This window comes from Bacillus sp. F19 (genome assembly GCA_023823795.1).
In the GTDB taxonomy this organism is placed as follows: Bacteria; Bacillota; Bacilli; order Bacillales; family Bacillaceae; genus Bacillus_P.
Genome location: CP085710.1, coordinates 1,360,920 through 1,376,114 on the forward strand (window position 1 = coordinate 1,360,920; position 15,195 = coordinate 1,376,114).

The following is a 15,195-nucleotide window of genomic DNA, read 5'->3' on the forward strand; positions in this document are numbered from 1 at the left end:
AATATTGCCGCCTGCAAAATGAAAGACAGCGTCCAGCATCAGGCGAAATCCTATCTTTCTTTTAAAAAGGAGCAAGCTGAAAAGCGTAAGATCGAGAAGCTGCAGAAAGAGCTGGAGACGCCGAATCTATCTTTAGATGAGTATTTGAAGATTGCAGAGGATCTTGGGGAAGAGAATTTGACGGCGGAGCAGCGGGAAATCGTTGGTTTGATAAAAGCCAATAAAAAGCAGGGTGAGATTCTAAAAGGTGTTGGAGCCGGTTTATGGGAATTCACCAAGGATACCGCCACCGGATTATGGAATGTTCTAATGACACCTCCTGAACAGGTTCTTTATGATATGGGAGCTGCTGTTATCAATTACGATGAAACCTATGCTCAAATCAGTGCAGCTATCGCAAGTTCCTATGAACGTGATATGGTAAACGGAAACGATTATACTAGAGCCAGATGGGTCACTTATGCGATTGCCACAGTTGGTACTTCTCTCGTTAGCACAAAAGGTGTCGATAAAGTAGGCAAAGCTGGTTTTGATGCTTGGAAAAACACTGTAAAGAATGTGAAAGAGGCGGCTGCGGTTAAGTTAAATCAAGTGAATAATACTAACGCTTTTGCAACTAGGTATGGGTTTGCTGGGGGATTTGAGGGAGTTCCTTATAATACGGTTGATTCGTTGGGTTTGAGGGATCAGTTGATTATTAAAGCTGGACATAGAAGCAAGGGGAATTCTTCTTCTGAGACTCAGGGTGGGAGTTACTTGTTTCATAAGGGTATGGGTAAAGAATATAAAAGCTATAAGGCTGTGGAATATACTGGAACAACTAAGATCAATGGAAAAGTAAGGGATATTAGCAGACGGGTTTTTCAAAGGCTAGATATTGATTACGAGAGAATTGACCCTAAGACTGGTATGACAAATCTTCAATTGATGAAAAAAGGAAGAGCACCAATTGGAGAGGGGACTACGCTAAAAATAGCCTTCATGCTTTCGATTAGCCAATTTTTGATGTGGCGTTCACATTTATACGGAATTATTTTCTAAAGTCTCGGAAAAAATCCGCAAAGTCTAGGAATTCATTCAAAAAGTCTTGGAATAAAGGTTGAAAGTCTCGGAATTAATAGAAAGGGTCACACTAGAAATAGTCTTTTTCTAGAAAAAGATCCCTTTAAACAGTAAATGAGCACCAATTGGAGAGGGGACTACGCTAAAAATAGCCTTCATGCTTTCGATTAGCCAATTTTTGATGTGGCGTTCACATTTATACGGAATTATTTTCTAAAGTCTCGGAAAAAATCCGCAAAGTCTAGGAATTCATTCAAAAAGTCTTGGAATAAAGGTTGAAAGTCTCGGAATTAATAGAAAGGGTCACACTAGTGCCGAGGAGAAATAGTCTTTTTCTAGAAAAAGATCACTTTATACAGTAAACAGGTGCTAATTGGAGAGATACCGCGCTAGAAATAGCCTGCATACTTGCAAATAGCAGAATTTAAAGTGGCGTTCAAAAGGGAGAATCAGAACCAACAGCCTGTTTTTCCCTTTTGATATATTTGTAGAATTTTCAAAATTATTATTGACAGAAAGCATATTTTTCCTTTTAATTATAAATGTAAACGCTTTATGAAACCGTTTGCACATCCGCGCAAGAACGATCCGCGTATAAACTCTCTTACCAGTTTCAAAGTTTCATTGAGTACAAGCTTAAAATGGAGGTTGAAAGATGTCAAGATTATTGAAAAGTGCCCTTGTTTTTATTTTATTTATTTCAATGGTAATTCCAACATTACAGCTGCCAAAAGCAAACGCAGCTGAAAAGGACCTTGATCTTCCTGAAAACACGGTCAGAATTCACTATGTCAAGGACGATAAAAACTACAAAGACCTTGGTTTGTGGCTATGGGAGGATGTAGCGGAAGCGCCAAAAGAGTGGCCGAAAGATGCTGTGCCGTTTACTGATGAGCAAACCGACGAGCATGGCCGCTACATCGATGTGAAAGTAAAAGAAGGCGCGAAGAAACTAGGTTTCCTTGTTGTCAATCGCGCATCTGGCGAGAAAACTGGCGGGGATAAAGTTTTCACGATGCTTGAGGACTACAATCACCTCTGGATTAAAAATGCAGATGACACGGTTTATACATCATCTGAATGGGAAAATCCGATTGGCATAGTCAGTGCAGAAATTGTTTCAAAACAAAAGCTTCTGATTGGCCTGACAAGAACAGAAGGTTTAAAGGAAGAGGAGCTGCTTTCTTCTATTAAGATACAAGATGAAAAAGGCGCGGATATTCAAGTTGAAAGTGTGAAAATTATATCCGGTTCAACTGTGGAAGTAAGTACTTCTGCTGAACTGACGAATGATTCTTACACCGTTATATACGCCGGTAAATCCGTTACGGCAACTAAAGGCTGGAGAATGATTGATGAGCTTTATTCGTATGGTGGCGATGATCTTGGAGCTGTCTATCAATCCGGCAAAGCAGTGCTGAAACTATGGGCACCTAAAGCAAGCAAGGTTACAGCCGTTTTTTATGATAAAAAGGATGCAGCAAAAGAGATTGGCAGGCTCAATTTAGCCATGGGAGAAAAAGGAGTCTGGTCAGTTGAAGCAAAGCCAAAGAATCTTGGAATCTCTGATTTAAAAGGATACTACTATCAATACGAAGTAACAAATGGCGGGGAAACAAAGAAAGTTCTCGACCCTTATGCAAAATCAATGGCTCCATTCACTGTAAATACAAAAGGTGAAGCAGGACCAGATGGTGATATGGTTGGGAAAGCAGCCATTGTTGACCTTGCAGGAACAGATCCGGCAGGACTTGATTTTGCGAAGATTGACGGCTATGAAAAAAGAGAGGATGCTGTTATCTGGGAAGTGCACGTCAGAGATTTTACATCTGATCCTTCAATTGAAGGGGATTTAACAACTGACTGGGGTACGTATGATGCGTTTAAAGATAAGCTTGAATATATCAAATCTCTTGGTGTGACTCACGTCCAGCTGCTGCCGGTAATGGCTTGGTATTACGGCGATGAAACGAATATGAGAGAACGCGAGCTCGAGTATTCTGCGGCAAACAATGAATATAACTGGGGCTATGATCCTCACAGTTATTTTTCACCAGACGGAGCTTATTCAATGGATCCGAAAGATCCGGAGCTTAGAATCAAAGAATTAAAGGGTCTCATTGACGCGGTGCATGATTCAGGAATGGGTGTTGTGCTTGATGTGGTGTATACCCATATGGCCAAAGCAAGCATGCTGAATGATATTGTCCCGAACTATTATGCTTTCCAGGATGCTAATGGAAACTTTATCGGCGGTTTTGGAAACAACCTTGCAACCAATCACGCTATGGCTGAAAAACTGATGGTTGATTCGGTTAAATACTGGTTTAAAGAATACAAAATTGACGGCATGCGTTTTGATATGATGGGTGATGCTACGTACGATTCCATTCAGAATGCCTACAATGCTGCTGCAGAAATTAATGAAAATGCCTTATTCATCGGTGAAGGCTGGAGAACGTTCGGCGGCCATCTATCAGATCCATCACTTGCAGGAAAAGGTGCAGATCAAGATTGGATGAACAAGACGGATAATGTTGGAGTGTTCTCAGATGAAATCCGCAATGAACTGAAGTCTGGTTTCGGTTCAGAAGGCGAACCTCGCTTCCTTACAGGCGGAGCAAGAAGCCTTGATCTTATTATGAAAAATATTAAAGGGCAGCCTACTAATACAGCTGCAGATGATTCTGGTGATATGGTTCAGTATATTGAAGCGCATGACAACCTGCCATTGTATGATGTCATCGCTCAATCGATTAAAAAAGATCCAGCCATTCCTGCAAACAATGAAGAAATTCATGACAGAATCCGTTTAGGAAACTCCATGATTCTCACTTCTCAGGGCACAGCATTCCTGCACGCAGGCCAGGAGTACGGAAGAACAAAACAGTGGCTTGGAGAAGGACTGCCTGAACAGAAATTCCACGCACTTCAAGATGAATCTGGAAAAGTGTTTGGCTATTTTATTCACGATTCATACGATTCATCAGATGCCATCAACAAATTCGACTGGAAAAAGGCGACAGATGATAGCATGTATCCAATAAATAACACGACTCGCGAATATACGGCAGGTCTAATTGAACTGAGAAAATCAACAGATGCTTTCCGATTAGGAAGCAAGGAGTTAGTTGATTCCAATGTTACGATGATTGATGCTCCTGAAATGAATGATTCAGATTTAGTCATCGGATATAAAAACGTATCGTCAAATGGAAAAGAAGCTTACTCTGTATTCGTAAATGCAGATACGAAAGCAAGAACGCTTACTCTTTCCGAGGATTTAAGAAAAGGTGTAATTGTAGTCGATAATGACGAAGCAGGCGCTGGAAAAGTTAAAAAAGCATCCGGATTTAAGCTGAAAAAAAATTCCATTACGATCGAACCTTTAACAACGGTTGTCGTAAAAGTAAGCGATAAAAAACAGGTTGGTCCTAAACATCCATCTTGCCGTTAACAGCGTCGACCAATATACGATGCGGCGGTCGGCTTGGTGAGCTTGCTTTCCGGAGCTGGATTTTACACAAATTTATATAAGATAATAAAGGACCAAATGGCCATGCCATTTGGCCTTTTTAATTTATTCATCCCCTTTATCTTGCTGGTCAATTGTTCCCTCGTAATAATCATCACTGACTTGCTCATGAGTCTCGGCCAGTCCTTTTTCCAATTGTGTTTCACCTTCATAATTAGAAACATCAAATTGCTTTCCTGCAATTTCTGATGATTGTGTGTTTTTCTTTTTCACCATTCATGCACCTCATTCATGTGTATTTATATATAGAGTGCTCTTATGTCAGTAAAACATTCAAATCATTAAAATAGCCCGTTTGTACATACTTAAGAGAACGAGGAAAATACTAAGAAAGGTCTGATCTAATCCTAACAAGCAGGAGGTCAAAGATTTGGGTGCATCCATGGTCAGTGAGGAGAACAAACTAAGCAATTGGTGCATAGTAAGTATGGCTTCTATTCCACTCGTTATGACACTCGGCAATTCAATGCTTATACCTGTTTTGCCGATTTTTGAAAAAGAGGTTGGGATTACTCCTTTTCAGTCAAGTATGGTAATTACCAGTTATTCTATTGCGTCCATTATCCTTATCCCATTTGCAGGATACTTATCTGATCGAATTGGAAGAAAAGCTGTGATATTACCCAGTCTATTTATTGCTCTCATCGGCGGATTAGTGGCAGGATTTGCTTCTTGGAAGTTAAGTGATCCATATACGATGATCATTCTTGGGCGTATTCTTCAGGGGATAGGAGCAGCAGGTGCCTCTCCCATAATCCTGCCTTTAGTAGGAGATTTGTATAAAAACGATGATGAAAAGGCAAGTTCATGCCTGGGTGTAGTGGAAACATCCAATACATTTGGAAAAGTGCTCAGTCCAATTATCGGATCATTATTCGCTTCAATACTATGGTTTGTTCCGTTTTTTTCCATTTCTTTTTTTAGCTTCATTTCCATTCTTCTTATTTTCTTTTTTGTGAAGGTTCCTAAAAGGAAAGAAAAACCAGCTGCTTTTAAAGAATTTCTTTCAAATACAAAAAAGACCTTTCATCAAGAGGGAAAATGGCTCTACCTTTTGTTCGCCCTTGGAGCATTTGTTATGCTTATTTTATTTGCTGTATTATTCTTCTTATCAAACCATCTTGAGAAAGTATATTTACTAAAAGGAATAAAAAAAGGATTTTTATTAGCCATTCCACTTATGGTTTTATGCACTTCAGCATTTATAACAGGTAAATGTATAAAGGGTAATATGAAAATAATGAGAATTATCACTATTTTCAGCCTTTTAATTTTATCTTTAAGTGTTCCGTTTATAGGCTATGTGAAATATAATCTATTTTGGCTTTTTTTTGTTACCAGTATCATTGGTATGGCTATTGGGGCCATGCTTCCAACCTTAGATGCAATTGTAACTGAAAATACCGAGAAGGAAGAACGGGGCACGATTACCTCATTTTACAGTTCTGCAAGGTTCATTGGTGTTGCCTTAGGGCCTCCAATTATGACTGCGGTGATAAAAAATTACTTGAACCTGAGTTTTATAATAGCTGGTATTACAGGCATTCTCCTGTTGTGGCTAGTCATAAAAAATTTTAAAGCAAAGCCTGAAAAAAGGAAAATGATTTACTTTTGACTTGCATCTGGTTAAATGCCGGATGCTATTTAATTTCAAGTACAGAAAGAACTCTAAAAAGAGTTCTTTCTGTACTTAAATCAGTGAATCAAATGAAAATGAGTCAATGGATGAAATTTTTCCTCTCCACCAGGACGCAGAAGCATTTATTGCCGGTTGATGATATTTTGCGTTTTTTAGGTGGATATAGGCTGCGGCAGCTTCCTCATTGTCTTTTTTATCCGCTTGTTCCTGCTTTTGTTTTAAGTATTCATCTCTTAAGTCACCAAATCGTTTAGCAATAATCTTGGACATTGTATCGTCTTTTAAATGAAGGGATGATTCAGTGATCCCGTCATAATAAGCTCTAGAACCAATTAATATGCCTGTAACGATGGCTCCCTGAATGTTCAGGGTAATCGCTACTTCTATGCCATCATTTTCGGCAAGGGACAGGAACATAAGCAAGACTGCATCTTCTGTAGGAGTCTGTTCTTTTTTTGAATTCCCCATTTTAGCCACTCCTTAATAATATCTAATTTTTGTTTTTTCTTGTTTCCAATATTTTTTCATCTTTAAGCAAACTAAAGAGATAATAAGCACAAATAGCAGACTAATATAAAAACCTGGTCTGACGGCCTTGTCCATTAACGTTCCGCTTACAGCAGCTAAAATCAAAACAATTCCAAGATATGAAGATAGTTTAGTGATCCATTTCGTTTTCAGCAGTTTTAAGGAAGACATAATAATGAAAAACCAATTGTACAGAAGAAGTATACCTGCTGCAGTGGTTATATACTCGTATATTTTTCCCGGCAGAATCAGAGCTGTTATGATGGATGCAACAAGACCTATTGATGCTAATGCAAGTGAAGGAACAGGAAGCTGTTTGAATCTCTTGATTTTCTTAGAAAAAAAGGCTGGAGCATCTCCATCTTTGGACAACGTAACAAGAAGGTTCGTTACACCGAAAAGGGAAGCAGTCATAGTAGAAAATCCAGCGATAATAATTGCTGCATTAAATACATGTGGAAAAAAAACAAGGTTATATCCAGTTAAAGCAGTTACAAAGGGGCTTTCTTTTTCATGAAAAGAATCGGAGGACACCAGCAATACTGCAAGTGCCAAAGAAATGACGTAAACGGCGGTCAGACAGAAGAGCATCACTTTTCCAGCCTTTGGCGCATCTTCCTTCTTTTTCAGCTGGATGGCCAAAAGACCAATTACTTCAATTCCTCCATAGGCATAAAAAGCATAAGTCAATGAAGCCCAAAATCCTTTCCATCCATCCTTGAAAAGATCAAATGCGCAAGCAAACAATTCCGGTTTTTGGGGTCCTTTTATGAATCCCATAAGTGCCAGAACTGCCAGTATTATAAACATGATAATCGCAGCAAACTTTAATATGGCAAGAAGGTTTTCTGTCTTATCGAACCCTTTGGTGCCTGTTATAACAACCAGGATGGAAAGAATCGCATAGCCAACGGCAAAAATCCATGAAGCTATATTTGGGAACCAAAATTGAGAGAGTATAGATAGGGCAATAAGCTGACTGCCCATAATTAAGATATTGGACGCCCAGTAATTCCAACCGCAGCTGAATCCTGCCCATTTGCCGAATGCTTTCCCTGCATAATAACAGAAGGATCCTTCCTGAGGGTCTTTTGCTGTCATCTTTGCCAGAACATTAAAGACAATATATGTACCTATTGATGCCAGGAAAAAAGAAATGACAATGGAGGGCCCAGTAATCATAATTCCAATGCTGGATCCAAGGAAATAACCGGTTCCAATGGTGCAGCCGACTCCGATTAAAGATAACTGCCACCAGTTTAAATCTCCGCTGCTTGAGCTGCTTTTATTAGAACTGCCTGGAGTGCAGCCGCTCATGTAACCCCTCCTTCACAGTTTTATTGTTCGATATAAAGTCATTGAATATGTATTTTTATTTGGAAGGGATAAATGCATTTTATCCGTTAAGCTTAAGCGAGCTTTTAGTTCTTTTAACAAATTAAACAAGCCAGAATTCTGGCTTGTTAAGATGAATTGACTATTATTAGTCCTTCTAGTCAATTAGGGATAAGAGGGAGTATATAATAATGGGTTTTACCAGACTTTAATAGTGGCATACTTTAAATGGATAAGGCCTTCAATAAAAATATTTGTAAATAAAATTAAAGCAGGTGAGGAATTGATTAAAACAAATTCAGCAAGATATTGTGAAAACTGCAAAAAAGAAACACTTCACACAATAACTGAGGACGCTTTAGAAATAAATTATCTATGCATTAATTGTAAGAGAGATGAAAATCTAATAAAAACCTTTTTTTGAATTTATTGTTCTTCAAAATCATACAAAAAATTTCCATCTGACTGGTGAACAGGAAGATACTGAACGATTTGAAATAGAAAAAGAAACCGGCCGAAATTATGTATATCGGTCAACATGATTTTATAGAATTTGATAGTGAAGATTTAAAGGTTGAAGAAATAAGTATTGGGTATGGCAGCAGGATGAGAAGGTGAAATTGGAACTTGATAAAAATCGCAACTTCAATTTCCCAAAAGAAAAAGGTGAATATCTAATTGAAGTGGACCTTCTTACAGACAGTGGAAGTGCTGAATATGCTGGTAATATCGACATTAAGTAGTGGATAACATACTTGCACGATCGTAGGGATGGAAGATTTTTTAGAGAGAGATTATGGTGAAGCTGAAGGAATGACAAAACAAGAGATACTATCGCTGCCGTTAATTTATTTCAGAAAACAGGTTTGGCATCCCTGTTCTTGCTGTGCTGCCGATATGTCAGAAGGCTGATTTTTATCAAATGACATAAAAAAACTTGAACTAATTTAAGTGGTTGTTAATTTAGCATAGATGATAAAAAACAGTGTTAATTCCCCTATTACTACAATATTAGGTACTACTACAATTAAATTAATAATAAAAAAGACTGCTAAAATACTTAAAAATAACCCTAAATGATAAATATTCAATCTGTGGTTCTCATGTCTATATTTGTGGAAAACAAAAGTAGTTGACAGGAAATAGAGCAATACAGAACCAAAAACGAAATATAGGATGAATGAATACTGAACCTCATGTAAAAACAATAGTCTGATGGATGCTGCAATCATGCTCAAAGACATTAAAATAAACAAATGACCATAAATAATGATTTGGTCGGCTGTTTGTATCGACTTGTCTACTTTCTTCTCCACATTATCGAAATACTGCCACCACATCGATATAATTAGGATAAATGAAATGATCGAAAAGCCTATTGAATTCCAATTTCCTTGTTTAGGTTGAATTACCGCAAGGGTGCTGACAAGAGCTTCACCAAAGAGAATAATTGAAAATAGACCAAATCGCTCTAATAAGTGCGCCGTATTTGTGGGCACCTTAACTAAATATTTACGTCCAAACATTGGGACCATGATATCAATAATGATACCCGTATATAACACAGCATATCGAATCCAAGAATCAAAAAGGACGGAGAATAATGATATAATGATTCCAATCCAAAAATACCTTCCTAAATATAGTGCTGCATCTTTTCGAAATCCCTCTTCTATACGCTGCACAACAAGATATTGGATCGCAGTCACTGCTCTTAAGCCAATATAACCAATTAAAAAAGAAAGATAATATGGATCAAAATCAACTGCTAAGCTTGATGTCATAATTAGGACAAAAAACATTTGCAGTATCAAAAATAGCCGTTGATGAAATAAATCTTGTCCAAACCGGTTAATAAACATAGTTTGCCCTACCCAAGCCCACCAGATAGGAATAAAAATTAACACAAACTTTAATAAATACTCTGTATGGATATATCCATCTTCAATATGAAGTAAAACATGGGTTGCAGCCGCAACAGCCGCAACAAATAACAAATCATAAAAAAGCTCTAACCATGTAACTTTCTTTTCTGCCATTTCTGCACTCCTTCCTATCCTCTAATTGATTATAGTATGATAGAAATGATTAGAAATTGAAAGGGGAAATCGATATGACCAAAACAATTGGACTAATTTGTGGTAGTTTAAGAAAAAGTTCTTATAATCGAATTATTGCACAATCCCTAGTTGACATGGAAGGTAGCACTGAGTTTCGCTGGATTGAAATTAAAGATCTCCCTTTATTTGATGAAGATTTAGAAGTCGGCGGCGGACCGGAAACTGTAGCATCATTTAAAAAAGCAATTCAAGAAGTTAACGGTATTATTATTGTAAGTCCTGAGTACAATTCAGGCATTCCTGGTGTGTTAAAAAACGCATTAGATTGGGCTTCAAGACCTCCAAAGACTTCGGTTCTTCATAGAAAACCAGTAGGTGTGATAGGAGCAACCCCTGGGGGATTAGGAACGGCTTTTTCTCAAATGCAAATCAGACAAACACTAGAAGCCATACAAGCTCAAGTTCTTCCGTTTCAAAAAGTTTTAATTTCACAAGTACATGAAAAGATTGACTCAAATCAGAAAGTGCTTACTGACGATAAAACAAAGCGATATCTTCAGAGTTATTTGCAACAATTTTTGCTTTGGATCGATCACACTCCCTTTGAAAATAAATAATCATTGTTCTAAGATGAGTCTGCAGCAAGCCTTGACGTTATCTTGCAAGAGGCAGTTGCTTGCATTATTGACAGAGACTCGCAAAATTTAGATTTCTCATACTTTTTATTCCACATGATCTTGCTGACTACTTAAAAGTTCCTGATGTTGCTGAAGGTAAACTCCTTCCGCACTTTTCAAAAATTTGTAAATAAAAACAATTTAGTATATTTTTTTCTCGGTCTCTAACCTGATTTTCTTACCATTTAAAAAGACTTCTGTCCATAAGGATAGAAGTCTTTTTAAAAAAGTTGGATGTACTTGTGTTCATTTCTTTTCAATGAGGGATTCACAACTGGTAAACAAATGACCTTTAAAGAGCAGATCATTCCTGTTTTATTAAACCTCGATAATGATGGGAAGAATCATTGGTCTTCTCTTGGTTTGGACAAATAAAAAATGTCCAAGTTTTTCTTTTATCTCTTTTTTGATTACGTTCCATTGGTTGTTTTTCTTTGTTAAAAGTGAATTTACAGTTGTTTTTGTAAGTTGATTAACTTCTTGCAGTAACGCTTCAGAATCACGTGCATAAACAAATCCTCGTGAAATAGCATCTGGACCGGAAATGATTTTTGCTTCCGTTTTGCTTAAAGTGATTACGATAACAAGCATCCCGTCTTCTGAAAGCTGTTTCCTGTCTCTTAAAACGATATTGCCGATATCGCCAATACCTAAACCATCAACATATACATTGCCTGCTTGTATTGAACGAGTTTGAACGGCTGTCTGATTCGAAATGTCTACAATATCCCCATTTTTCATAACATACATATTTTCTGCTGCAACACCCACGGATTCTGCCAGTAAACAGTGATGGTGAAGCATTCTGTATTCTCCATGAATAGGGATGAAATATTTAGGTTTCATCAAAGTCAGCATCAGCTTGAGTTCTTCTTGATAGGCATGGCCTGAAACATGCATTCCAGTTGAACTGCCAGACCCGTATATGACAGTTGCTCCTAAGTTAAATAAATTATCTATAATACGGGAAACGTTTCTTTCATTCCCTGGGATTGGGGAAGCTGAAAAAATCACAGTATCTTCAGGCAATACCTCGACATTTCGATAACTTGAGTTTGAAAGTCTGGCAAGAGCAGCCATTGGTTCACCTTGACTTCCAGTACAAAGGATCGCTACCCGCTCAGGAGGCAATTGATTGATTTCATGTGCTTCAATCAGCATGCCATCGGGTATTTGAAGGTATCCTTGATCGATAGCCACGGATACCACATTAACCATACTTCGTCCGAGTAAGGCTAATTTTCTATTCGTTAATTTTGCAGCATTCACGATTTGCTGAACACGATTTACATTTGAAGCAAAAGTAGATATGAAAATTTTTCGATGAGCTTTTATGAAGGCATCTTCGATATGTTCTCCTACGATTTGTTCGGAAGGAGTAAATCCTGGCCTTTCAGCATTTGTGCTTTCTGATAAGAGCAGCAAAACGCCTTCACTGCCTATTTTGGCCATTTTATGTATATCAGTATGCTGATTATTTACTGGGGTCAAATCAAATTTAAAATCTCCAGTATGGACAACAGTTCCTTCAGGGGTGTTAAAAACTACGCCAAGGCAATCAGGGATGCTGTGATTTGTTTTAAAGAAACTTAATTTTAGAAATTCAAATTCAATTTTTGTTTCTGAGTCAATTCTTATCAGTTGTGTGTCAGCCAAAAGATTATGTTCTTTTAACTTAATCTCGATTAATCCTAAAGTAAGCCTGGTCGCATAAATTGGGATGTTCAGCTGTTTTAAAAGATAGGGAATACCCCCGATGTGGTCTTCATGCCCATGAGTAACCACTAAACCTTTGATTTTATCTTTGTTCTCTTTTAGGTAAGCAATATCAGGAATGATCAAATCAATTCCCAGTAGACTTTCATCGGGAAATTTCGATCCGCAGTCAATGACAACCATTTCATTATCGTACTGTAAGGCATACATGTTTTTACCGATTTCATTTAATCCGCCAAGTGCAAATATTGAAAGCTTTTCACTAGTCATCAATACAAAAATCCTCCTATGTATATAAACTTTTTTGAGAGAGAATTACATGATTCGTTTAATTGGCAGCGTGCAGCAGCGGAAAGATCCGCCTGATTTAATAATTTCACTAAAATCAATTTTAATCACATCATACCCGCGCTTGCTTAATTGCTGATTGACTTCTGCGTTTTGAGGTAAACTGATGATTTTTTTATTTCCTATTGAAAGAACGTTTACACCCATAGAAAACTGTTCTTCTTTAGAAACCTCAATTAAATCAAATCGATTGGCTAATAGGTTATATTCACTATCATTAAGGCCATCTTTATAAATAAGGGCCTCTGTATCCGAAATAATATTGAAGATACAATCTAAATGTAAAATTTCTTTTTTTATAGGGATAGGAATGACCGTATAATCTATTAGATGTGACTGAATTTTTTCAATGGCACCGGCAGTTGTCCTTTCACTTAAACCAATATAGACTGTTTTACGGTCAATAATGACATCGCCGCCTTCAGTCTGATCTTCGACAAGATCTATGTACTTTATTCCAATGGTATTAAGCCATTCTTTTAGAATTCCTTCTTCACCCTGCCTGATTGGCATTTTCATATCCGAAATAAATAAAACCTCTCCTACAGCAAATCCGATATCTCTAGTAAAAACCTGTTCTGGATATTTTTCTTTTGAAGGAAGGATATGAGTCTCGATTCCGTTATTTTTAAGAGCATCAACAAAAGTTTGATGTTGAACGATTGCTTTTTCCACTTGAATATTTTCTTTATGATATCTTCTTTGAGTCTCATTAATTACCTGACTGATCCTCATAAATCTTGGTTCGCATAGGATTACATTCTTTAAAGAATCATATTCGGAAAAGCAGCTTACTTCTGTTTTATCTTCTTGATGCATTTCATTATCCTCCGAAAAAGTTTTATTGGATGCTCTGCAGGGCAACAAGTGTTTCATTTAAATGCATTAAATGTTCTTTAGCATGATGAACCATAGTTGCCTGTTCATCATTTTGCAAATCCTGGTGCATAACAATGCTTAATTGGTCTTTGGCTAACTTTAAAGCTCTTAAGGCCCTTTGGTATTCTTCGGAGTTAAAATTCATTTGGGCCTGGATCACCGCATTTCTTGCTTGTTCTACAAGCTGCAGCATTTCATCAAAATTAGTATGTTCCATTATCTTTCCTCCAAGAGACGCATGATCATAATTTGGTTTTCATCTTTCATAAAACCAGATTATTGTTGAACAAGTTTAAATGCTTCAAATTGATATGGTGATTGAATGCATGATTTTCTGCTGGGGCTTTTACTTTGTCTGCCACTTGCAGCACGTTTTCTTTATATTCTGCTCAGGTAACTTAAGACTCATACAGATAAATGAATCCCGGTTATCATAAACGCTGGTCCTGATATTAGTTGTATTTTATGATTTTTTCTCGTCTAGTCAGTTTGATTATTGATAGAAAATCTAAAACAATTGATGGGTAAATTTTTCACTCAATCGCAATCTTCTCTTATTATTTAGCTTTCTCATCTGATACGCGCACCCTTTTCAGTTCCCAAAAATAAATTGGGGGGAGGAGGGATAATACGTGAAGCTTATATATGATAAAAACTGCCTTTATAAAAACGAAGCAATACTTGAAGACTGGGAACGAAAAGCATTTCATTTATTCTCAGAAAAAATACAAAACAAGGAACTTAAATTTCCTTGTATACCAGCTGCACAAGGGTTTGCTATGGATCACTTTAGATATGCATTTGTTGATGATCCAGAAAGCATAAACTCACTCTCTGATTTTGCACGCAAGTTTACCTATTATTCCGAAATCTCTAAAACGACTGGCACATACTCTTCACTTATTGTTTTCTTTAATAACATGCCTGAAACTGATAGATATACGCCGGAGAATTATGAGGCTCTTTTTTGGAAGATATTATCAAACATAAAGCAGTTCGATGAGGAGCAATGGCCAGCAGACATTCCAATAGATCCGGAAAATAAATTCTGGGAGTACTGTTTCGCTGGTGAAAAATACTTTATGTATTGTGCAACCCCCAGTCATCGCCACAGAAATAGCCGTTTTTTTCCTTACCTCATGTTAGCAATTACACCACGCTGGGTGTTAAATGAATTCGGAAAGAATAAAATCCAGAGCAGCAAAGTGAAAAAAGAGATAAGGAGAAGATTAAACCTATATGATACAATTTCTCCTCATCCAGATTTGAATCAGTATGGGAACGAGGATAATTATGAATGGAAGCAGTATTTCCTGCGGGATGATCATACATCACCCAAGTCCTGTCCATTCTCTGGCTATGGGAAAAATGACATATACTCGGAGTCTAAGAAAAATAGGGATAATCTTTGAGTCT

General features: G+C 37.3%; 10 protein-coding genes and 2 pseudogenes. 5 read left to right on the plus strand and 7 right to left on the minus strand.

Annotated features, from left to right (window positions below; translation table 11 throughout):
* The first annotated feature begins 18 nt into the window (after positions 1-18).
* Positions 19-1,041 carry a hypothetical protein gene (locus LIT25_06900; protein USK35058.1) on the plus strand — a complete coding sequence of 341 codons (1,023 nt, stop codon included), beginning with the start codon at positions 19-21 and terminating at the stop codon, positions 1,039-1,041.
* A 769-nt stretch (positions 1,042-1,810) separates the two neighbouring features.
* A pseudogene (locus LIT25_06905) lies at positions 1,811-4,519 on the plus strand (pullulanase).
* Positions 4,520-4,642: 123 nt separating this feature from the next.
* Here LIT25_06905 and LIT25_06910 read toward each other — a convergent pair.
* Positions 4,643-4,789 (minus strand): annotated as a pseudogene (locus LIT25_06910) (YozQ family protein).
* Positions 4,790-4,979: 190 nt separating this feature from the next.
* Between LIT25_06910 and LIT25_06915 the strand changes: the two are divergent.
* On the plus strand, positions 4,980-6,212 hold the full coding sequence (locus LIT25_06915; GenBank protein USK36183.1) for an MFS transporter: 1,233 nt from the start codon (positions 4,980-4,982) through the stop codon (positions 6,210-6,212).
* A gap of 75 nt (positions 6,213-6,287) precedes the next feature.
* Here the strand turns inward: LIT25_06915 and LIT25_06920 are convergent, their stop codons facing one another.
* The 3 genes from LIT25_06920 to LIT25_06930 all read right to left on the minus strand — a co-directional run bounded on the left by LIT25_06920 (position 6,288) and on the right by LIT25_06930 (position 10,138).
* Complete coding sequence (locus tag LIT25_06920; protein ID USK35059.1) at positions 6,288-6,704, minus strand: hypothetical protein; 417 nt, start codon at positions 6,702-6,704, stop codon at positions 6,288-6,290.
* A 12-nt stretch (positions 6,705-6,716) separates the two neighbouring features.
* A complete protein-coding gene (locus tag LIT25_06925; GenBank protein USK35060.1) occupies positions 6,717-8,081 on the minus strand; it encodes an amino acid permease in 1,365 nt (454 codons plus the stop codon).
* Positions 8,082-9,046: 965 nt separating this feature from the next.
* Positions 9,047-10,138 (minus strand): low temperature requirement protein A, encoded by a 1,092-nt coding sequence (locus tag LIT25_06930; protein USK35061.1) that lies wholly within the window; start codon positions 10,136-10,138, stop codon positions 9,047-9,049.
* Between the two features lie 74 nt (positions 10,139-10,212).
* Here LIT25_06930 and LIT25_06935 point away from each other — a divergent pair, with 74 nt between their 5' ends.
* The gene (locus LIT25_06935) at positions 10,213-10,776 is read left to right on the plus strand and encodes an NAD(P)H-dependent oxidoreductase (GenBank protein USK35062.1); all 564 of its coding nucleotides are present in this window, start codon (positions 10,213-10,215) and stop codon (positions 10,774-10,776) included.
* A 378-nt stretch (positions 10,777-11,154) separates the two neighbouring features.
* Here LIT25_06935 and LIT25_06940 read toward each other — a convergent pair whose 3' ends face one another.
* Genes LIT25_06940 through LIT25_06950 form a run of 3 tightly spaced genes read right to left on the minus strand, consistent with a single transcriptional unit; the run spans position 11,155 to position 13,996 of the window.
* Entirely contained in the window at positions 11,155-12,822 is a 1,668-nt protein-coding gene (locus LIT25_06940; GenBank protein USK36184.1) for a ribonuclease J, read from the minus strand.
* 45 nt (positions 12,823-12,867) lie between these two features.
* Positions 12,868-13,719: a dimethylarginine dimethylaminohydrolase family protein gene (locus tag LIT25_06945; protein USK35063.1), complete on the minus strand. Its 852-nt coding sequence runs from the start codon at positions 13,717-13,719 to the stop codon at positions 12,868-12,870.
* A 22-nt stretch (positions 13,720-13,741) separates the two neighbouring features.
* Positions 13,742-13,996, minus strand: coding sequence for a hypothetical protein (locus LIT25_06950; GenBank protein ID USK35064.1), 255 nt, complete (start codon positions 13,994-13,996; stop codon positions 13,742-13,744).
* 415 nt (positions 13,997-14,411) lie between these two features.
* On the opposite strand from LIT25_06950, the gene LIT25_06955 reads away from it, so the two are divergent.
* Positions 14,412-15,191, plus strand: coding sequence for a YqcI/YcgG family protein (locus LIT25_06955; protein ID USK35065.1), 780 nt, complete (start codon positions 14,412-14,414; stop codon positions 15,189-15,191).
* Positions 15,192-15,195: the final 4 nt, after the last annotated feature.